The following is an 18,821-nucleotide window of genomic DNA, read 5'->3' as shown; positions in this document are numbered from 1 at the left end:
ACCGGGCGTCCGGCTTCTACAGCACCTTCGGAACCACGAAGTGCCCCCGATCCTGCTCGGGAGCGGAGGCCAGGGCTTCCGCCTGGGTGAAGGATTCCCCCGGGACATCCTCCCGTCGCGGGAGGGCGCGGCCCGCCAGTCCGAACATGGGCTCCACCGTGTCGAGGGGCAGCTCGTCCAGGCTCGCCGCGTGGGACAGCATCCGCGCCATCGCCAGCCGCAGGGGCTCGATCTCCTCCTCGGCCAGCTTCAGGTGAGCCAGGGCGGCGCAGCGCAGGACATCCTCGCAGGTCACTTCCATGTCAGCCTCCCAGCTCCAGCTTGAGGTCCGCGTCGGCGTTCCGGGGCCACGGATCGGGGTCGGGCTCCAGCAGGGCGCCCGCGGCGGCGATCATAGCGCCGTTGTCGGTGCAGAGGCGCGGCTCGGGGATCGCCAGGGCCAAGCCCGTCCGCGCGGCGACCAGCGCCGCCTCGGTACGCAGCCGCGAATTGCACGCGACGCCGCCGCTGATCACCAGGCTCCGCGCGCCGTGTTCCTCCGCCAGGGCGGGAATGGGCTTCAGCAGCCAGGCGCTGATGGCTTCCTGCAGGCTGCGGCACAGGCCCTGGACGTCGGGATCCTGGGCCCCCGCTGACGCCAATCGCGGATTCCGCTCCACCCGCAGCTTCACCGCGGTCTTCAGTCCCGAGAAGCTCCACGACGGTTTGCCGTCGCGGAACTTGGGGGGCGTGAACGGTTCGCCAGCGCGGGAAGCGGCCCGGGCCGCGGCGTCCACCAGCGGCCCGCCGGGATAGCCCAGATCCAGCATCCGCGCGGCCTTGTCGAAGGCCTCCCCCGCCGCGTCGTCCCGCGTCTTCTGGAGCAGGCTCAGGGAGGTCCAATCCTTGGCGAGATAGAGGTGCGTGTGCCCGCCGGAGACCAGCAGAACGAGCGCGGGAAAGGGCAGGGCCGGCGCGGCGAAACGCGCCGCATTGAGATGGCCCAGCAGGTGGTGGACGCCCACCCAGGGAATGCCCGCGCGCCATGCCACGGCCTTGCTGGCGCTGAAGGTGGCGAGGAGGCTGCCCACCAGCCCCGGACCGCGCGTGACCGCGATGCGGTCGAGATCATCCAGCCCCACGCCGGCGCCCACCAGAGCGCCGGCCATCACGGCGCGCGCCTGGAGCAGGTGTTCCCGCGCCGCGAGTTCCGGCACCACGCCCCCGAAGGGCCCGTGGATGGCGTCCTGGCTCTCGCGCACCAGGGACCGCAGCACCGGACCCGCGAGCGTCTCCTCCACCACCGCGGCGGAGCAGTCGTCGCAGGAGGATTCCAGGCCCAGGACCAGCATGGGCCAAGTGTATCCTGAGCCCGATGGCCCTCGTCCCCACCCGCATCCAGCTGAACCGGCCGCTGCCCCCGCTCACCTACCTGGCGCCGGAGGGGCTGCCGGAGGGCGTGCGGGTGCGCGTGCGGTTGCGCACGACCGCGGCGATGGGGTTGGCGATGGGCCCGGATCCCGCACCGCCGGCGGCCCGGTTGCGGCCCATCGAGGGCATCCTGGATCCCTTTCCTCTCCTGCCGCCCAAACTGCGGGAACTCCATCGTTTCGCGGCCCGCTACTACGGCTGCCTGGAGGCGCACCTCCTGCCGTTGAGCCTCCCTCAGGCCCTGCTGCCCCACTGGGAGGCGGAGGAGGATGGACAGCCGTTGTCCTTTCACCGGGACCGGGAAGCTTGGGATGTATTGGCGGAGAGGGGCGAGGTCTGGCACCGCGATCCGGCCATTCTCCCAACCCTGCTGCACCGGGCCGCCTTGCGGGGCGTGGGGCTCACCGAGGTGCGGCTCACGGGGGCGCCCCATCCTCCCCGGGTGACGCCCGCCCAGGCCAAGGTCCTGCTGGCGCTGGAGGACGCGGGCGGCGCCCTGATGGAGCCGGAGCTGCTGGAAGCGGCGGGCGTGGGCATGTCGGTGCTGGGCACCCTGGAGAAGCGGGGGCTCGTCGTGCGGATGAAGCGGGTGGATCTGCTGGCCCAGCGGCGGGAGGCCGGAGCGGATCGCACGGTGACGCTCAATGAGGAACAGCGGGCGGCCTTGGAAGCCGTCGCCCTGGGAACCTTCGGCGTCCACCTGCTGCAGGGCGTGACGGGTTCCGGCAAGACGGAGGTCTACCTGGCGCTGGCGGAACGGGCGCTCGCCGCGAATCGGCGGGTGCTGTGGCTGGTGCCGGAAATCGGCCTCACGGGGCGGCTGCTCAGCCGCCTGGAGGCGCGCTTCCCCGGCCGCGTGGCCGTCGGCCATGCGGGGCTGAACGCCGGGGAAAAGCACGGGGACGTCACGCGCCTTCTCTTCAACGGCGCGAGTCTGTTCGTGGGTGTGCGGAACGCGGTCCTGGCGCCCCTCCGCGACATCGGGCTGATCGTCGTGGACGAGGAGCACGAGGGCTCGTACAAGTCCGAGGAACATCCCCGCATCCATGCCCGGGACCTGGCGATCAAGCGGGCTCAGATCGAGGACTGTCCCATCGTTCTCGGCAGCGCCACGCCCAGCCTGGAAAGCTGGCAGGCGGCGCAGGAGGGCCGCTACCGGCTGCTCCGGCTGCGCCAGCGGCCCGCCGGCATCACCCTTCCGAAAGTGGAGATCGTGGATCTCCGCGACGTGTACCGCGAGGCGCGGCGGAAGGTGATCCTGGCGCCGCCCCTGATGCAGGCTCTAGGCGAGACCTTGACTCGGGGAGAGCAGGCCCTTCTCCTGCTGAACCGGCGGGGCTACGAGAACTTCTGGATGTGCCGGGCCTGCGGGAAGGCGCTGGGATGTCCCCACTGCGCCATTTCGCTCACCTACCACCGCGGCGACTTCCGTCTCCGCTGTCACCTCTGTGGTCACGAGACGGCGCCCCCGGAAGCCTGTCCCGACTGCGGCGCCGAGCATCTCCGCGGCGTGGGGGAGGGCACGGAGCAGGTGGAGGAGCACCTCCGCCAGCTCTTCCCCTCCGCGCGCATTCTGCGCCTGGACCGGGATACCACCCGCCGCCGGGGCTCCCTGGAAGCAGGGCTGCTCGCGGCCGAGGCGGGGCAGGTGGACATCCTGGTGGGCACCCAGATGCTGGCCAAGGGCCACACCTTCCCTCGGCTCACCCTGGTGGGCGTACTCAACGCGGATCAGGGCCTGAAGGTTGCCGATTTCCGGGCGTCCGAGCGGACCTTCCAATTGCTCACGCAGGTGGCGGGCCGCGCCGGTCGGGCCGAGCTGGCCGGGCGGGTGATCCTCCAGACCTACTCTCCCGACCATCCCGCGATCACCTTCGCCCTGGCTCAGGATTTCGAAGGTTTTGCGGCTTCGGAGCTGCCCTTCCGCGAAGGACTGGGCTACCCCCCTTTCACGGCCCTCAGCCTCTATCGCGCCGAGGCCGACACGCCTCGTCAGGCCCATGAAGCATTGGAAGCGTTTCGACAGCGCTTGTCCGTTCCGGGGTTGCGCGTCCTGGGTCCTCTGGAAGCCGGGGTTCCCCGAGTTCGGGACCGCTGGCGGATGCACCTCCTGCTCAAGGGCGGGCGAGGCGCGCTCAGCGAAGTGCTCCGCCGCCACCCGCTGGATCCCGGCGGGTCCGTCAGCCTGGACCGGGATCCGCTTCAGTTTGGGTGATTAAAAAGTAGTCATACCCTCCCTTTTCAACGTGATTCCAGAAAAGCTTACCGTGTAAGTTGATATATTTAAGCCGTTATCATTTTTTGAGATCCTCCTCCATCCCGTCGATCCTTGGATCACTTCGAAGGTTTCCCATGAGAACGAGCCGTCATCCCTCCAGGGCGTCGGGATATTCGCTGATCGAGCTGTTGGCCGTGATGGCGATCGTGGCCATCCTCGCCATCGCCGCGGTCACCACCATCGGGAACCGGCCCGGGAGCGCGGTGCGTTCGGTGATGGACGAGCTCGAAGGGGTGCTGGTCGCCGCCCACAAGCGCACCACCTCCACGCTTGCGGACGTGACCCTCACGACGAACGGGGTGTGGGGAAACACCACCACGCCGGCCCTGTTGAGTTTCAACGGCGCGGCGGATCTCTCCGGCGAGACTTTCCGCTACGTCCGGGGCTCCCGCGACTATGACTACGCGGGCGTGGACTGCGGGAACGGCTGGGCGAACGACGCGGTGGCGTCCTTGAGGACCGTCGTGCCCACCAATGCGGACCCCTTCAGGGATGCGCTGACGCGCGCCCTTTTCACGGGAAGCCTCAATCCTCCGCTTCCGGATCCGACCAAGCCGACGGTCACCTCTTTCGTCGTCAACGGGTACAGCAAGCGCTTCAACCAGGGCTTCTACATTGCCGTGGTGGGGATGCGGAACGGCTTTCCCATCACCAGCGGACCCGTCGGGGTGATCGTGGTGCCCGGCGGAGGGAATTCCATCTACAAGTTCTACCGTTCCAATTCGGCCGAATCGTGGAGGCGCCTGTGAGGACCCCTTCGCCCCTTTCTTCCGTAGCGAGGCGGGAGTCGGGCTTCAGCATGCTCGAATTCCTGATGGCCGCGTTCATCCTGGCCATCGGCTTGCTCGGTTTGGCCACGCTCCAGATCATGGCGCTGCGAACCACCACCAGCAGCCGGGGCATGAGCACGGCGGTGCTCGTCTCCGAGGGCGTGATGGAGCGAATCAACGCGGAGGCCCGGCAGTCCTATCTGGGGATGGTGTTCAACGGCGCTCCCAGCTGGACGCCCCGCTACATCGGCAAGGCGCCGGTGGTGGGCGGCATCCTTCCCACGGCCGCCGCTCCAGCCGCCGCCATCGTGGACTACTACGATTTCGCCGGCGCGCCGCTGCCCAGCGCGACCGGCGCCTATTTCACGGTGTCTTCCTGGGTCGATACCCAGGTCATCAGCGGGACGGTTGGAGCCACGGACCGCTATCTGGTGCGGGTGGAATTCACCGAATCACCGGATCCTTCGAATCCCGCGAAGCTCGTCAAGCACAGCGTCAACCTCGTCCGATCGGTGGTCCATGCCTAGGCCGCGTCCTTTCTCTGCTGACCGCGGATTCTCCCTGGTCGAACTCCTCATCGCGCTGGTGTTCATCGGCCTGCTGATGGCCGGGATGGCGAAGGTCTACCAGTCCAGCCTCAACACCTTCTACGTTTCCAGCGAGACCATCAGCAGCGGCCGCCGGAACCGTGTGGCCCTGGACATGGTGTACGACGACCTCAACGCGACGGGTCAGTACCTCATCAACCTGACGGTCTATCCCACCATCATCGACAACAATACCAATCCCGCCTTCTACATCATTCCCAACCGGCCCTATACGGGTACGGACGTACCCACCGCCAAGGCACTGGGCGACGAGCTCTACCTCTATCTGGACGACGCGCTCCCCTTCGAGGGCACCCTCACGGCCCCGAGCGCGGGCGCTTCGTTTGCGGGCTCGTCCAATGCGGAACGCGTGGCCAACAAGACGAACCTGGCCACCCTCGACCGCTCTTTCACCGTCACCTTTGCCGATGCCAGCTACGCCTCCATGGTCAAGGACGGGCAATACGCGATCTTCAAGGACCAGTGGAGTCCCGTGCGTATCCAGGGATCCACGGTCAACGGCAAGACTGTCAGGTTCACCACGGTGGACGAGCCCGACAACGAGCAGGGGCTTCCCACGGGCGTGAACGCCATGAGCAAGACCCGGCATTTCGCCGGGACCGGGACCTTCACCAATCCCACCATCACGAATCCGTCCACGGGTGGCGCGCCGGTGGTGTTCGTCCGCGGGGGGCAGATGGTGCGGTACAGCATCCGTCCGAAGTTTCTGGACCCCTCCACGCCCACCGTGGCGCTGCCCTGCTTGATCCGGGAGCAGGGAGTTTACAACCGCGCCGGTTTCATCGCGGACGACAGCCTGCAGACCATCGTGGCCGAGAATGCCACGACCTTTAAGGTGTACCTCAGTGGGGACGGAGGGCGGACCTGGGCCGGCGTGGGCTTGACGGCGAACGATTTCGCCTCGGGTTGGACCAACGGAATCCTGCCCCAGGTGAATACGCAACTGGCGGCGGTGGGGCTTCCCTCCGCCAACAATACAAACGATGCCAACTGGTTCCGCGAGACCCCCGTCATGGTGCGCGTGGACCTCACGACGCGGAGCGCCGTGAAGCGGACGGAGAACGCCGCTGTCGCCAACACGGCGGAATACCGCGAGCGCGTCCAGAGCCTCTACCTCGTGCCTCGCCACTTCGGCCTCTCCTTCAAGTGATCCTTCCATGAGGCGATCCGCCATGCCTGTTCGCACGCCCTCTCCCCTCCGCCGTTCCGAAGCCGGTGGCATCACCATCGTCGTGACCCTGATGCTTCTGGTCCTGCTGACGGTGGCGTCGGTGGCCATGGCCAAGAACGCGCTCCGCGAAATGATCGTGTCGGGGACCTCCCGCCAGGGCGCGGAGGTGCGGACCGTGGCGGACACGGGCCTGGAATACACGATCTACTGGATGATCCAGGAACGGGAGAATCGGCCCGCGGTCGACAGCAGCGTGACGACCGGCTATCAGCGGCTCATCTGGGTGCTGGACCAGCTTCGCGACAATCCGGAACTGGGGGGGCAGTACTTCAAGGTGGGCACGTCCTCGGACATGACGGTCTCGCTGGGAACGGGCAAGACGGGCACCTTCGATCTGTGGGCGCTCCAGATGGGCAAGCTTCCCATCGTGCTCACGAGCCAGATCGACGAACGCCTCAAGCCCGACCTGTGGGCCATCCGTTCGAACGGGGTCTACGACTACGGCGGTTCCATGCAGTTCCAGCACAGCCGCGAGACCTGGGTTTCCACGACCAACAAGCAGCAGTGAACGACCTTTCGCGAGAGGAGCTCCGACTCCCATGATCCGCTTCCCGAACCTCCGCTCCCTGGCCTCTCTCGCCCTGGCGATCCTCCTCGTCCAGCCCCTCTGCGCCCAGCTCGACCCGCGGCTTCAGAAGGGCAAGACGGACTTCCTGGACCTCTACCAAAAGACCACCCTCGACCTGAAGCCGGAGATCGCCACGGTCTTCGACTTCTCGGGGTCCATGAACCGCCTGATGTTCCATCCGCTCTTTCCCAACAACTGGGCGGACGAGGATACGACTTCCACTACGACGTCGATGTATACGAACGTGTGCGTGGTGATCAACACCACGGGGACGGCCATCACCAGCGTCCGCTTCGGAAGCGGGGCGGGCAGCACCACCGTCTCGGTGAGCGGACGGAGCTACACCGTGGGAGGGGCCCCCAAGACCACCTCCGGGATCCGCACCAACATTCTGGTGAAGCCCGACGGGAGCGAGGTCATGCAGGCGGATGTGAACGCGCTGCCATCCACGGATCCCAACGCCGCGAACGCCTACAGCTACGCCGATCTCGACTGGACCACCTCCCTCGGCATGCGTTCCAAGGATGCGCGCAACTGGATCCGCGCGGCTTCCCACGTCCGGATGGAATGCACCTACAACGGCGTGACGCGCAACATCGACTTTCCCCTGAACTGGGCCGTCCTGCCCACCAAGGGCTGGAGAACCTCCAGCGGCGTGGTGACGGGCGACACCCTCCCCGACGGCAGCAGCCCGTACACGATCAGCTCCACCTTGCCGAGGGAGACGGTCACGGATCCCAAAACATCCATCCGGTACGACCTGGACACCAACTACCTGGGCACCCAGAGCAACGATGTGATGCTGCGGCGGGTGAGCAACGACCAGACCGCGAATGTGGGAAACAACAGCAACACCAACATCGGCCTCTACCGCACCCGCTACATCGAGTGGATTTTCTGGGGCAAGGACGGAAGCGGGCGCTACTGCGTCCCCGACGCCATTTCCACATCCCTCACCGCCATCGATCCCGATTCGGTGGGAGGCACGCTGACCTTTACGACGGCCGCGAAGAGATCGTTCGACAACGGCCTTCCGAATCGGAACCGCATCCAGGCGATCAAGGAAGCGGCGATCCGGACCTGGCTGAAGTACCAGGACAAGGTGTACTGGGCCTTCCGCAGCCTCGCGGCCACCGGCTCCACGGTGAGCCAGACGACTTCCGCGCCGACCACCATCTCGGTGCCGGACGTCGACGATAACACGCAGGTGGGCAGCCAGAACTGGAACCTGTTCAATGGGGACACGGACAACGGCGTCCGGCGCATCTCCAAGCTGGTGCCCAACGGCGGCACGCCGCTGACCCTCTCCCACGCCAGCGTCTACGCCCAGCTGCAGAACGTCGATCCCTTCTCCCGCGTGGAGAAGTCGCCGGACGACGCGCCGCAGGACTGCATGAAGCACTTCATGATCCTGTTCACGGACGGTGCGCCCAGCGGCGAGACCCTCCCCTCGGAAGGGTCGGCTTCCAATTTCCCCTACCTGGGGGGAGCCGCTGCCGGGAACGCGGCCCTCAAGGGGAACGCTTCCTCCTTGAACATCGGGAGCACCTACTACAACTCCCCCACCTTGGCGGGCGTGGCCGCCCACGGCGGCGATCTGAACATCGGGGCGATGGTGGATCCGTTGACCGTCACCTATCCCTCCTCCGGGTCGATCGCCGCTTTCGCGCCCTTCTGGGTCAAGAAGCGGGGGACGGGTTCCGACGCCATGACCTTCAGCTACCCGCATCCGATCCAGACGATGACGGTGGGGGTGAGCCTCGGCGTCAATTGGGCCGGCACTCCGGCGCAGCCCATCGCTTTGAACGTTCCTCCCATCGCGCTGAATTCCGACATCACGTCCGCCAAGTACCGCCTCCTGGCGACCGCCACGTTCGGCGATCCGCGGAAGACCACCTACAACATCGCCACCGCGATTCCCTACACGGTGAACGACGGCGTCACCGATTCCAATTCCGTCTACTTCTTCGACGGCACGGCGCCCCAGACCCTGGTGGACAACCTGGACCGCGCCTTCAAGGAAGCGGCGAGCATCGCCAACCAGAACTCCAATGCGCTCCCCACCGTTCCCTTCGTGGGTCTCGGTCTGGCCTCTCAGATCTATCTGGGCAACTTCACGCCTCCCAAGGAGGGCGGTCCCGTCTGGCCGGGAGATCTGCTGATGTTCCCCACGAAGCAGGTGAACGGAGAGACGGTGATCCTCGACAAGGCGGGTGCCCCCGTTTCCACGACGCTGAGCGCCAGCAACGCCAGCTGGGCCGCCTCCGCCGCGCTCTACAACCGGAAGTGGGACCAGAGGAAGATCTGGACGCGCCTGCCGGCCACCACGTCGGTTCCCACGCCGGCCCTGATCCCCTTCATGTTCAAGCCGACCTCGGGCTCCACCGCCCAATTCGACGCCATCAAGGCCTACATCGCCACCAGCTCGTCCTACACCGAAGCCCAGAAGAGCGACCTCATCAAGTTCATCATGGGCGCCGACTTGAACCTCGCCGCCCAGCCCAACCGCTCCACCATCATGGGCGACGTCATCAACAGCGCCCCTGCCGTCGTGGAGTACACCCTCACCGACGCCATCCGCACCGGTCTCCCCGCGACGCTCACCGCCGCGCTGAGCGCGCACAGCGGCGCTCGGTTCCGCGTCCTGTTCGTGGGCACGAACCAGGGCATGTTCCACGCGTTCGGAGAGATCAGCTGGACGGACAACACCACCGACCCGGCAAATCCCATCACCCGCGGCGCGGTGGACGAACTGTGGGCCTTCGTGCCCACGGATTTCCTGGCGAATCTCGATTACATGCAGACCGTCAACACCCATCGCTTCCTGGTGGACGGCTCACCCTACGTCTATCACCTGGACCTTCCGGTGGGCACCAACCTCTCCGGCAACGGAACCATCGACAGCACGGAGACGGCCCGGGTGATCTTCGGCCTGCGGAAGGGGGGACGCAGCTACTACGCCCTGAACATCACGAATCCGTTCACTCCGACGATGGCGTGGGTGGTCTCCGCCGATGAATCCGCCACCATTCCCACCAGCCGCGTCGAGTACTCGGATCCCACCAAGGCCAAGTCCGTGATCAAGAATCTCGGCTTCTCCACCTCGGCGGTGACCGTGGGCCGCGTGCAGTACGGCACCACGGCTCCCACCCTCCGGGACGCCGTCTTTCTGGGCGGAGGCCTGAGCACCACGGAAGTGGACGCCGAGTTCGCTCCGGCCCTTCTGGGGCGTTCCGCACTGGCTGTGGACGCCGGGTCGGGAACCATCCTGAACGTATGGGATTTCTCGGCCAGCGGTGGACTGGGGGGCGTCGTGACGGGGATGGGGCCTGTGGCTGCAGGCCTGGTGCCCTTCGAGTATTTCCTCAACAGCGGGTTGGTCCAGCGCGCCTATTTCACGGATTTCAACGGCAGCCTCTGGGCGCTGGGATCCGCGAAGACGACCACCGCCTCCGACGGGAAATCCTACCGCCGGGATAGCAGCAACCTGAGTGCCTGGACCGTGGACGGCAACTTCGGTTCCGCCGCCTCCGTCCGCAAGATTTACGCAGGAGCGGCCAACGAGTACATGTCCACTGTGCCGGCTCCCTTCCTGACGGGAAACGTCCCCGTTTCGGCAGGGACCATTCCGGTGGGCATTGCGCTGGTCAGCGGCGATCGGAACAATCCCCTGGATCGTAATTACACTTCCGCCACCATTCCCACCCGGCACCGCCTGACCGTCGTATTCGACAACCAGGAGGCCACGCTGGGGGGCACGACCATCCAGACCACCGACCTCTACGACGTGCCCAACAGCCCCTCGGGGACGACGCCGCCGGAGGTGGTGCCCGGCAACACCTCCTACTACTTGGCCAAGGGAAAGCGGGGCTACGACATTTTCTTCCCCGCCAAGACCGGAGGCTTCCTTCCCAAGGGAATCAACGAGCCCCTCGTGCTGGGGGGTGCCCTCCTCTTCTCCTACTTCATGCCCACCCTCTCGGATCCCTGCAGCGGCGGCAGCGGCACCACCAGCACGAATCGGGTCTGTGACGTGATTTCGCCCGTCTATCTCGGCAACACCACCCAGGCCTCCAACGCCTATGGCACCGCCTGCCAGGGCGGCCAGGTCTTCACGTGGTCGGGAGTCGCCACCAGCTTCTCCGCCCGGAGCACCGTGACCGCCAATCAGGCCGGCATGCTGCCGACTGCGGGCGGAAGCACCGGAAACACATCCACCACCGCGATCCGGACCATCTTCGGTCTGGTCAAGGACCGATTCCCCCGTCCCCGCACCTGGCGGACGGTCCACTAACGACGCACGCTCACTGGGGCCCGCAAGGGCCCCTTTTCAGGAAGCCGGGTAGCGGGTGGTACTCTGGGGCGTGTCGGAACCTTCCACCCTCCCCCGTTTGCGTCCCAAGAAATCCCTTGGCCAGAATTTTCTGGTGAATGAGGGCGCGATCCGCGTCATCGTCGAGGCCGCGTTGCGAACGCCGGCCCCGCGGCTGCTGGAGATCGGCCCTGGGCCCGGCGTCCTGACCGAGCGGCTCCTGGACGATGGCCGTCCGCTCTGGGCGGTGGATCTGGATTCCGAAGCCTGCGCCCTGCTGCGGGAGCGGTTCGTGGACCGGCCTCATTTCCATCTGCTGGAAGGGGATGCCGTTCGCATGGGCCTGCCGGAAGGCGAGCCCTGGTCCGTGGTGGGCAACTTGCCGTACAACGCGGCGACGCCCATCCTCGCCCGGCTGCTGACCGAGGACATTCCCTGGGAGCGGATGGCGCTGATGTTCCAGTTGGAAGTGGCCCAGAAGCTGATGGGTACGCCGGGAACGAAGGCCTACGGACCCCTGTCGATCCTCGCGCAACTGTGCGCCCGGCTCACCCGCCTGGTGAAGCTGGGGCCGGGTTCCTTCCGGCCCGCGCCCAAAGTGGATTCCGCCGTGGTGCTGTTCGAGCCCCGGGCGGACGCGCCCCCGCTTGCGGAGCGCAAGGCGCTCCTGGCGCTCCTGCACCGCTCCTTCGCCCATCGGCGGAAGACCCTGGCCAACAACTGGCAGGGGGTTCTCCCGCCGGAGGCGCTGGCCGAAGCCGGCCTGGATCCCACCCTCCGCGCGGAAGGGATCGAGCCCCGGACGTGGCTTGCCGCATCCCGGGCTCTGGCCTCCCGGCTCCCCGAAAGGCTTGCGCCATGATCTCCTCCGCTCCCGTTTTCCAGGATTGGACGACCCCTCCCGCGGCGGACGAACTGCGCCTGATCCCCATCGGCGGCCTCGGCGAATTCGGGATGAACGCCCTGGTGGTCCACAGCGCCCGTAGCCTCTTCCTGGTGGACTGCGGCCAGCTCTTCCCCTCCGACGACCAGCCGGGCATCGATTCCATCGTCCCCGACTTCGCCTACCTGGAGCCCTTCGCGGACCGCCTCCAGGCGGTGCTGCTCACCCACGGGCACGAGGATCACCTCGGGGCGCTTCCCTACTTCCTGCGGCGCTGGCCGGTGCCGGTCTACGGCACGCCCTTCACGCTGGGACTGCTGGAGGGCAAGCTTCGCGAGCACGGCCTGAGCCCCGAGCTGCTGCGCCCGGTGGCCGACTACGGCCGGGTGAAGGTGGGGGATGGCGAGATCGAAGCCGAGTGGATTCCCGTCACCCACAGCATCCCCGATGCCTGCGCCCTCGTTCTGTATACGCCCCAAGGCGTTCTGGTCCACTCCGGGGATTTCAAGCTGGATCCCGCGCCGCCGGACGGACGCGTCACCGGGCTCGACCGCCTGCGGGCTCTGGGCGATGGGGGCGTGCGGCTGCTGATGGCCGATTCCACCAACGTCAGCCGGCCGGGCCGCACCCCCTCCGAATCCCTGTGCCGCGAAGGGTTGGAAGCCGCCTTCGAGCGCACGGAGGGGCGGCTGTTCGTGACCACGTTCAGCTCCAACATCCAGCGCCTCCAGACGCTGGTGGATCTGGCCTACGAGTTCCGCCGGCGGGTGGTGCTGCTGGGACGGAGCCTGGACCGCAACCTGACTCTGGCGCGCTCCCTGAAGCGCTTCGCCCTCCCCGACGACATCCTTCTCGAACCGAAGGATGCGGCGCTGTTCGCTCCCGACGAATTGCTGGTCCTCTGCACCGGCAGTCAGGGCGAGCCCATGAGCGGCCTGGCGCGGCTCCTGCGGAAGGAGGTCAAGGGCCTGCCCATGGAGCCGGGGGACCGCCTTCTGGTGAGTGCCCGGCCCATTCCGGGCAACGAGGTGGCGATCTCCCGGATGCTCGACGCTGCGGAGCGGCTCGGGGCAGAAACCTCGCTGGAGGGATTGGGCCTCGTCCACGCCTCGGGCCACGGGTGCCGCGAGGAACTGGCGGACCTGATCCGCGCGGTGCGACCGGCGCAGATGGTGCCCGTCCACGGCACCTTCCGGGACCTGAAGGCCCACGGCCGTCTCGCGGCGTCCCTGGGATGGGCGCAGGACCGCATCAGCCTGCTGGACGGCGGGCTCTGCCTGCGGTTGTTCCAGGATGGGCGCGTGGACCTGCCGGGCTCGGTGCCCGTCGGCAAGTGCTTCGTCCACGAGGGGGTGGATCACATGGTCGACGCCCGCGTGGTCAAGGACCGGTTGATCCTCCAGGAGGACGGCATCGTGTTCGCCACCCTCCTGGTGGATCCCCACACGGGGGCCCTGGCGGCCGACCCCACCATCCTCAGCCGGGGGTTCGTGATGGTGTCGGACGACGAGGCCTATGCGGAATTGCTGGCCGGCGTCGCCCGCAAGACCTACGAGGAGGCGCCGCCGCTGGTCCGGAAGGACGGGGAGGCCCTGCGCGACGCGCTTCGGCTGGCCCTGCGGCGGATCATCCGGAAGACCACCCAGACGCGGCCGCTGGTGATTCCCGTGATCCTGGAATCCCCCGCTTCCTGATACCACTTTGCATTCAAAAAGATAAGGATCACCACCAAGACGCAGAGGGCACCAAGAACCGCACCCCAAGGGGTAGATTTCCTTGGTGCCTTGGTGGTGAAAAAGGAAATCCTGAATCTCGATCGCTTATTGGATATGAGCCCTACCGGAAGCCGCGGCGACCCCCCGACCGCAGGCCCGGGCGGTCGCCGAAGCCCTGGCGCAGCGCCTCTACCACGCGCCGCTGCATCTCCTCCACCTGCATGATCAGGCGCACCTGCTGGGCGGGGCTGAGGCGGGCGCGGATGTCGTCCTCGAACTTGAGCTTCAGCTCCATCTGCTGGCGCCGCAGGTCCACGAACTGGTCGAGCAGGGGGCGCACCTTGGCGTTCTTCTCCTCCTCGGTGCCGGGTCCGATCAGGATGTCGTTGAACCGGCGGCGCAGGGCCTGGATCTGCCGCGTCCGGTCGAACTGGTCCCGGTCGTAGCGGGTCCACCGCTCGACGACGGTCCGGGCCTGATCCTCCTGGAGGCCCACGGTCTGCTGGAGCTGATCCAGCCGGTACCGCGCGAGGGGGCGCTCCTCCTCCGCCTGGGCGGAAGCGGGAAGGGCGGCCAGGAACAGGGCGATGAGGGCGGCGCGGAACATGGTCGTCACCTCGGGGACACGGGAGGGGGCGGATCGAGGCGCTGGAGGAGCGCTTTCATCTCTTCGGGACTGAGGGCCTGGACCTGGGCGGCGTCCTCCTCTCCGTCGCGGAAAGGCGTATCGGCCACGGCGGGCTCTGCGAAGTCGGCGTGGGGAAGGGTGGCTTCGACGTAGGGCGTCTGGTTGGCGTACCCCGCGACGAACGCGCCGGTCCCAACCGCCAGCAGAATGGCCGCCGCGGCGCTCCAGGCCAGGGGGCCCACCCGTCGGTAGAGCGGCAGGCGGGTGGGAAGCTTCCGGAGGATCCGCCCCGGCAGGCGGTCGAAATAGCCCTGGGGCGCCAGGACGTCGGGCACTTCTTCCTGGGACAGGCACAGGATCCGTGCTTCCGAGCAGGCGGGGCAGGTCCTGAGATGGGCCTCGGCTCCAGGGCCGGGATCCAGGGGGTCCGCCTCCACGGCGAGCAGGGCGGCGGCGCAGGCTTCGGGCAGATCGAGGGGCTCGGCGGTCATTTCCGGCCTCCTTTGAGATGGCGGGTGAGATTCTGGATGGCGTGGAAGATGTGGGCCTTCACGCTGCCCACCGATGTGCCCATCTGCTGGGCGATCTGTTCGTACTTCCAGTCGTGCTGCAGCTTCAGGGTCAAGGCTTCCTTCTGGCGGCGGGGCAGTTTGGGAAGGGCCTCGGTCAGGAGGCGCCGGGCCTCCTGGTCGAGGGTGGAGGTGATCTGAGTCTCCTCCACCCGGAGGGCGGGGTGTTCAAGGGCGCCGTCCGGGCCTTCCAGACTCTCGTGTTCGCGGGCCATGCGCTCGCGGAAGTTGAGGGCCTGGCGGGTGGCGATGGTGATGAGCCAGGTGCGGAAGGAGGATTCGAACCGGAAGTTTCCCAGGGACCGGAACACCCGAATGAAGGTCTCCTGTACCACGTCATCGGCGTCCTGGTGGTTCTTCAGGACCGAGAAGGCCTTCCGGTAGACGTCGCGGGAGAACAGCTTCACCAGGCAGGCGAACGCCGTCTGGTCGCCGCCCTGGGCCGCTTCCACCCACGCCAGGACTTCGGGCGTGTGGTAGGGGGAGCCCGGATCGGGGAGGCGTTCGGCGATAGGGGTCGGCCGGAAGGGCGGGGATTCGTTCAAGGCAGCTTCCGCCATCATCCTAAACCTCGAGGGTTGGGGACCGGGACGTTCGTCTGCCTGGATGGACCCGGGAAGCCCATCTGGGGTTGAATGGGAAAGGCATCCGCCTCCAGTCCCACCCCGCCCGGCCCAGGAGTTCCCCATGCGAGACCGCATCACCCCGCTGCTGACGGAGGCCCAGATCCGGGCCCGGGTCCAGGAGCTGGGGGCCCAGTTGACCCAGGACTATGCGGGGAAGGACCTCGTCCTGGTGGGCCTGCTCAACGGGGTGTTCCCCTTCTTCGCCGATCTGGTGCGGGCCATGGACTTCGACTTCGACATGAGCTTCATGCAGGTGGCCAGCTACGGCGGCGGCTTGGAGAGCACCGGGGAAGTGCACATCCTCAAGGATCTGGACCGCTCCATCCAGGGCCGCCACGCCATCGTGGTGGAAGACATCGTGGACACGGGCCTGACGCTCTTCAAGGTGGGCAACCTCCTGAAGGACCGGGAACCCCTCAGCCTCAAGATCTGCACCCTCCTGGACAAGCCCACCCGCCGCAAGGTGGAAGTCCCCGTGGACTACGTCGGCTTCACCATCGAGGATCACTTCGTCGTCGGCTACGGCCTGGATTTCGACGGCAAGCTCCGCAACCTGCCCTACGTGGGGGTCTACCACCCGTGATCCGCGCGTCGGCCGCCAGCCGCTGGCTCCTTCCCCTCAGCCTCGCGCTTTTCGCCGGCTGCGGCTATCGGCGCCTGGACCGGCAGGTGCGGCCGGTGGCCTGGGCGAAGCAGGGGGAGACCATCCGGCTGGCCCGGTTCCGCAACCTCACGCCCCGCCTGGGGCTGGAGGACCGCTTCACCCGGGCGCTGGAGAACCGCGTGGTGGCAGCCAGCCCGTGGCGGCTCGTCGCCCAGGGAGAGGCCTCCCGCTGGGTGCTCCAGGGCACCCTGGAGGAATACCGGTCGCGTCCCATTGGACTGTCCGTGGGGGGCAAATCCTCCCGGATGGAAAGCGCCGGATCGGCCTCCCGGGTGGAGGTGGCGGTGGTGGCCAGCGTCGAGCTGCTGGACGGGCAGACGGGGGCCGTGGTCCTGTCGCGGCGGGGACTCACCTTTTCCAACCAGTACCGGGTGGATCAGAACTTCGCCAGCTTCGACAACCGCGAGCTTCAGGTCCTGGAGAACCTGGCGGACGATTTCGCCGAGAGCTTTCTGACCCAATTGCTGGAAAGCACCGACTGATGGCGGCTCCGGCGTGGGCGGACCAGGCGTTCGCCTTGGTCCACGGGGAGGACGGCGACGCCCGTCGCCAGGCTGTGGAGGATTGGAAGCGGCGCCACGTCGATCCCGAGTGGGCGGACTTCGCCCTGACGGTGTGCTCCGAGACCTGTTCGTGGCCCGAGGTGGTGGCTGCCATCCAGGAATCCGCGCCCTTCGGCGCCGGCGCCCGGACGGTGATCATTCCGGCCGCGGATCATCTCTTCACCCGCGCCAAGGACCTTCCGCCCGCCGTGAAGGGCCTGATGGAGAAGCCGCCCGCGGGGGTGAACCTCCTGCTGGTGGCCTGGACCACGCTCCCCGCGGCCCCCGGAAAGGCGCTGGGGGCCAAGCCCTGGACCGACTGGACCAAGGCGGGCCGCATCCTCAAGGTGGGGGTGCTCGATCCGGCGGACATCCCGCCCTTCATCGAAGCGGAGGCGCGGCGGCTCGGTCTGGCGCTCCAGGGCGCGGCGGCGACCCTGCTCGCCCAGCGCCAGGGCGGACATCCCGGGCTCCTCAAGCGGGCCCTCGAAGTGCTGGACCTGCTGGCGGAGGACCGCCGCGTCACCGAGGCGATGGTGGACCAGGTCACGTTCCGCCTGGCGGAGCAAAAGGCCTTCGCGTGGTCCGGCGCTTGGCAGAAGGGGGATTCGGCGGGCGCCCTGCGGGCCCTCCGTTCCGCCCTCGAAGACGGCGACGAGCCCCTGATGCTGCTCGGCCAGGCCCGGCGGGAAGTGGACCGCCTGCTGAAGCTGGCCGAAGCGGAGGCCGCAGGGCTGAAGGGGAACGACGTCCTGGGCGCGCTGGGCCTGTCGCCGCGCCAGGCCTTTCTCCTGGACGGCTATCGCAACGCTCTGGGGAAGCTGAAGCTGTCCGGATTGAAGGCCCTGCTGGGGCGCCTCAACCAGTGCGAGCGCGACCTCAAGGGCATGGCCCTGTCCCGCAGCGAGGCTCCGCTCCTGAATCTCACGCTGGCGCTGTGCCGGGCCTGGGCGCGCTGAGGCGCCGGAACCGGGCATTGGTCACTTGAGCGTCGGCTGTGACGGGCGGATCATGGGGCCTGGATCCCGGAGGACTCATGCCCGAATGCGTCATTCCCACCCTGACTTCCATGGAGGTGGTGGAGTCCAAGTCCGTCCTGCCTGCCGGATGGAAAGCCGACCTTTCGAACCTGAAGGCTCTGGATCTCACCCTGCCCGCCACCGAGTTGCTCCGCCGCACCACCAGCCGGCTTCCCCAGGACGTGATCGACGCCCTGGTGAAGGGCCGCGACGCCGAGGAGGAAGGCAGCCGCGCCTTCAACACCCTCAACGACATGGTGCGCAACATCCTCCTGGCGGACGGCCATGTGACGCCGCTGTGCCAGGACACCGGCACCATCATCTTCTGGGTCCGCCATCCCTTCGGCCTGAGCCAGCGGACGGCGAAGCAGCAGATCCGCGCCGCCGTGGTGGAAGCCACGAAGCGGTCGTGGCTGCGGCCCAACTGCGTCGAGTCCCTCAGCGGGAAGAACACCGGCAACAACATGGATCCCTTCCATGAGGGCCACCCCGCCATCCACTTCGAGGAGTGGGACAAGCCCGAGATCGAGATCTCCGTCATGCAGAAGGGCGGCGGATGCGAGAACGTGGGCGCCCAGTACCGCCTGCCGGACGCCGCCCTCGGCGCGGGCCGCGACATGAAGGGCGTCCGGAAGTGCGTCATCGACGCCGTGGTGAAGGCCCAGGGCCAGGGCTGCAGCCCCGGCATCCTCGGCGTGGCCATCGGCGGCGACCGCGTCACGGGCTACGAGAAGAGCAAGGAGCTGATCCTCCGCAAGCTCGGCACCTCCAATCCCGATTCCCGAATGGACGCCTTCGAGAGGGAGATGACCGCCGACCTCAACACCCTGGGCATCGGTCCCATGGGCTACGGCGGCAACACCACCATCCTCGGCGTCCTGGCCGAGGAGATGTACCGGCATCCCGCCAGCTTCTACGTCTCCATCAGCTACATGTGCTGGAGCAGCCGCCGCGGCACACTGACGCTCGGGGCCGCCGGCGAAGTGTCCTTCGACTGA

General features: G+C 67.4%; 17 protein-coding genes. 12 read left to right on the top strand and 5 right to left on the bottom strand.

Features of this window, described 5'->3' with window-relative positions; all coding sequences use genetic code 11:
• Window positions 1-16: 16 nt before the first annotated feature.
• Window positions 17-301, bottom strand: a complete 285-nt coding sequence (gene gatC, locus RAH39_RS09545; protein ID WP_306589864.1) for an Asp-tRNA(Asn)/Glu-tRNA(Gln) amidotransferase subunit GatC — start codon at window positions 299-301, stop codon at window positions 17-19.
• Between the two features lies 1 nt (window position 302).
• Entirely contained in the window at window positions 303-1,331 is a 1,029-nt protein-coding gene (tsaD, locus tag RAH39_RS09540) for a tRNA (adenosine(37)-N6)-threonylcarbamoyltransferase complex transferase subunit TsaD (protein ID WP_306589863.1), read from the bottom strand.
• A gap of 23 nt (window positions 1,332-1,354) precedes the next feature.
• Between tsaD and priA the strand changes: the two genes are divergently transcribed.
• The 8 genes from priA (at window position 1,355) to RAH39_RS09500 (ending at window position 13,754) form a co-directional block, all read left to right on the top strand.
• Window positions 1,355-3,625 (top strand): replication restart helicase PriA, encoded by a 2,271-nt coding sequence (gene priA, locus RAH39_RS09535; protein WP_306589862.1) that lies wholly within the window; start codon window positions 1,355-1,357, stop codon window positions 3,623-3,625.
• 137 nt (window positions 3,626-3,762) lie between these two features.
• Window positions 3,763-4,437 (top strand): prepilin-type N-terminal cleavage/methylation domain-containing protein, encoded by a 675-nt coding sequence (locus RAH39_RS09530; RefSeq protein WP_306589861.1) that lies wholly within the window; start codon window positions 3,763-3,765, stop codon window positions 4,435-4,437.
• Window positions 4,422-4,985, top strand: a complete 564-nt coding sequence (locus RAH39_RS09525) for a type IV pilus modification PilV family protein (protein WP_373467322.1) — start codon at window positions 4,422-4,424, stop codon at window positions 4,983-4,985. The genes RAH39_RS09530 and RAH39_RS09525 overlap by 16 nt, the downstream gene beginning before the upstream one ends.
• On the top strand, window positions 4,978-6,216 hold the full coding sequence (locus tag RAH39_RS09520; RefSeq protein WP_306589859.1) for a type II secretion system protein: 1,239 nt from the start codon (window positions 4,978-4,980) through the stop codon (window positions 6,214-6,216). Before RAH39_RS09525 ends, RAH39_RS09520 begins: the two co-directional genes overlap by 8 nt.
• A gap of 22 nt (window positions 6,217-6,238) precedes the next feature.
• On the top strand, window positions 6,239-6,805 hold the full coding sequence (locus RAH39_RS09515) for a PilX N-terminal domain-containing pilus assembly protein (RefSeq protein WP_306589858.1): 567 nt from the start codon (window positions 6,239-6,241) through the stop codon (window positions 6,803-6,805).
• A 31-nt stretch (window positions 6,806-6,836) separates the two neighbouring features.
• A complete protein-coding gene (locus tag RAH39_RS09510) occupies window positions 6,837-11,159 on the top strand; it encodes a pilus assembly protein (RefSeq protein ID WP_306589857.1) in 4,323 nt (1,440 codons plus the stop codon).
• 55 nt (window positions 11,160-11,214) lie between these two features.
• Window positions 11,215-12,039: a 16S rRNA (adenine(1518)-N(6)/adenine(1519)-N(6))-dimethyltransferase RsmA gene (gene rsmA / locus RAH39_RS09505; protein WP_306589856.1), complete on the top strand. Its 825-nt coding sequence runs from the start codon at window positions 11,215-11,217 to the stop codon at window positions 12,037-12,039.
• Window positions 12,036-13,754 carry a ribonuclease J gene (locus RAH39_RS09500; protein WP_306589855.1) on the top strand — a complete coding sequence of 573 codons (1,719 nt, stop codon included), beginning with the start codon at window positions 12,036-12,038 and terminating at the stop codon, window positions 13,752-13,754. The genes rsmA and RAH39_RS09500 overlap by 4 nt, the downstream gene beginning before the upstream one ends.
• Window positions 13,755-13,896: 142 nt before the next feature.
• Here RAH39_RS09500 and RAH39_RS09495 read toward each other — a convergent pair whose 3' ends face one another.
• Genes RAH39_RS09495 through RAH39_RS09485 form a run of 3 tightly spaced genes read right to left on the bottom strand, consistent with a single transcriptional unit; the run spans window position 13,897 to window position 15,517 of the window.
• Window positions 13,897-14,382, bottom strand: coding sequence for a hypothetical protein (locus RAH39_RS09495; protein WP_306589854.1), 486 nt, complete (start codon window positions 14,380-14,382; stop codon window positions 13,897-13,899).
• Window positions 14,383-14,387: 5 nt separating this feature from the next.
• Window positions 14,388-14,894 (bottom strand): hypothetical protein, encoded by a 507-nt coding sequence (locus tag RAH39_RS09490; RefSeq protein ID WP_306589853.1) that lies wholly within the window; start codon window positions 14,892-14,894, stop codon window positions 14,388-14,390.
• Window positions 14,891-15,517: an RNA polymerase sigma factor gene (locus RAH39_RS09485; protein ID WP_306589852.1), complete on the bottom strand. Its 627-nt coding sequence runs from the start codon at window positions 15,515-15,517 to the stop codon at window positions 14,891-14,893. Before RAH39_RS09485 ends, RAH39_RS09490 begins: the two co-directional genes overlap by 4 nt.
• Window positions 15,518-15,659: 142 nt before the next feature.
• Between RAH39_RS09485 and hpt the strand changes: the two genes are divergently transcribed.
• From hpt to RAH39_RS09465, 4 genes are all read left to right on the top strand, one after another.
• On the top strand, window positions 15,660-16,181 hold the full coding sequence (gene hpt / locus RAH39_RS09480; protein WP_306589851.1) for a hypoxanthine phosphoribosyltransferase: 522 nt from the start codon (window positions 15,660-15,662) through the stop codon (window positions 16,179-16,181).
• Window positions 16,178-16,744 carry an LPS assembly lipoprotein LptE gene (lptE, locus tag RAH39_RS09475; protein ID WP_306589850.1) on the top strand — a complete coding sequence of 189 codons (567 nt, stop codon included), beginning with the start codon at window positions 16,178-16,180 and terminating at the stop codon, window positions 16,742-16,744. The genes hpt and lptE overlap by 4 nt, the downstream gene beginning before the upstream one ends.
• Window positions 16,744-17,763: a DNA polymerase III subunit delta gene (gene holA / locus RAH39_RS09470; RefSeq protein ID WP_306589849.1), complete on the top strand. Its 1,020-nt coding sequence runs from the start codon at window positions 16,744-16,746 to the stop codon at window positions 17,761-17,763. The genes lptE and holA overlap by 1 nt, the downstream gene beginning before the upstream one ends.
• 77 nt (window positions 17,764-17,840) lie before the next feature.
• Entirely contained in the window at window positions 17,841-18,821 is a 981-nt protein-coding gene (locus tag RAH39_RS09465) for a fumarate hydratase (protein WP_306589848.1), read from the top strand.

It is taken from the genome of Geothrix sp. 21YS21S-4 (genome assembly GCF_030845995.1).
GTDB lineage: Bacteria > Acidobacteriota > Holophagae > Holophagales > Holophagaceae > Geothrix.
The sequence above is the reverse complement of the archived record's forward strand: the minus strand, read 5'-3'. Positions and strand labels throughout refer to the sequence as shown.

What these genes read in the sequence shown, in the direction of transcription:
- gatC (WP_306589864.1), bottom strand. Translation starts at nt 301, where the DNA reads ATGGAAGTGACCTGCGAGGATGTCCTGCGCTGCGCCGCCCTGGCTCAC.
- tsaD (WP_306589863.1), bottom strand. Translation starts at nt 1,331, where the DNA reads ATGCTGGTCCTGGGCCTGGAATCCTCCTGCGACGACTGCTCCGCCGCG.
- priA (WP_306589862.1), top strand. Translation starts at nt 1,355, where the DNA reads ATGGCCCTCGTCCCCACCCGCATCCAGCTGAACCGGCCGCTGCCCCCG.
- RAH39_RS09530 (WP_306589861.1), top strand. Translation starts at nt 3,763, where the DNA reads ATGAGAACGAGCCGTCATCCCTCCAGGGCGTCGGGATATTCGCTGATC.
- RAH39_RS09520 (WP_306589859.1), top strand. Translation starts at nt 4,978, where the DNA reads ATGCCTAGGCCGCGTCCTTTCTCTGCTGACCGCGGATTCTCCCTGGTC.
- RAH39_RS09515 (WP_306589858.1), top strand. Translation starts at nt 6,239, where the DNA reads ATGCCTGTTCGCACGCCCTCTCCCCTCCGCCGTTCCGAAGCCGGTGGC.
- RAH39_RS09510 (WP_306589857.1), top strand. Translation starts at nt 6,837, where the DNA reads ATGATCCGCTTCCCGAACCTCCGCTCCCTGGCCTCTCTCGCCCTGGCG.
- RAH39_RS09500 (WP_306589855.1), top strand. Translation starts at nt 12,036, where the DNA reads ATGATCTCCTCCGCTCCCGTTTTCCAGGATTGGACGACCCCTCCCGCG.
- RAH39_RS09495 (WP_306589854.1), bottom strand. Translation starts at nt 14,382, where the DNA reads ATGTTCCGCGCCGCCCTCATCGCCCTGTTCCTGGCCGCCCTTCCCGCT.
- RAH39_RS09490 (WP_306589853.1), bottom strand. Translation starts at nt 14,894, where the DNA reads ATGACCGCCGAGCCCCTCGATCTGCCCGAAGCCTGCGCCGCCGCCCTG.
- hpt (WP_306589851.1), top strand. Translation starts at nt 15,660, where the DNA reads ATGCGAGACCGCATCACCCCGCTGCTGACGGAGGCCCAGATCCGGGCC.
- holA (WP_306589849.1), top strand. Translation starts at nt 16,744, where the DNA reads ATGGCGGCTCCGGCGTGGGCGGACCAGGCGTTCGCCTTGGTCCACGGG.
- RAH39_RS09465 (WP_306589848.1), top strand. Translation starts at nt 17,841, where the DNA reads ATGCCCGAATGCGTCATTCCCACCCTGACTTCCATGGAGGTGGTGGAG.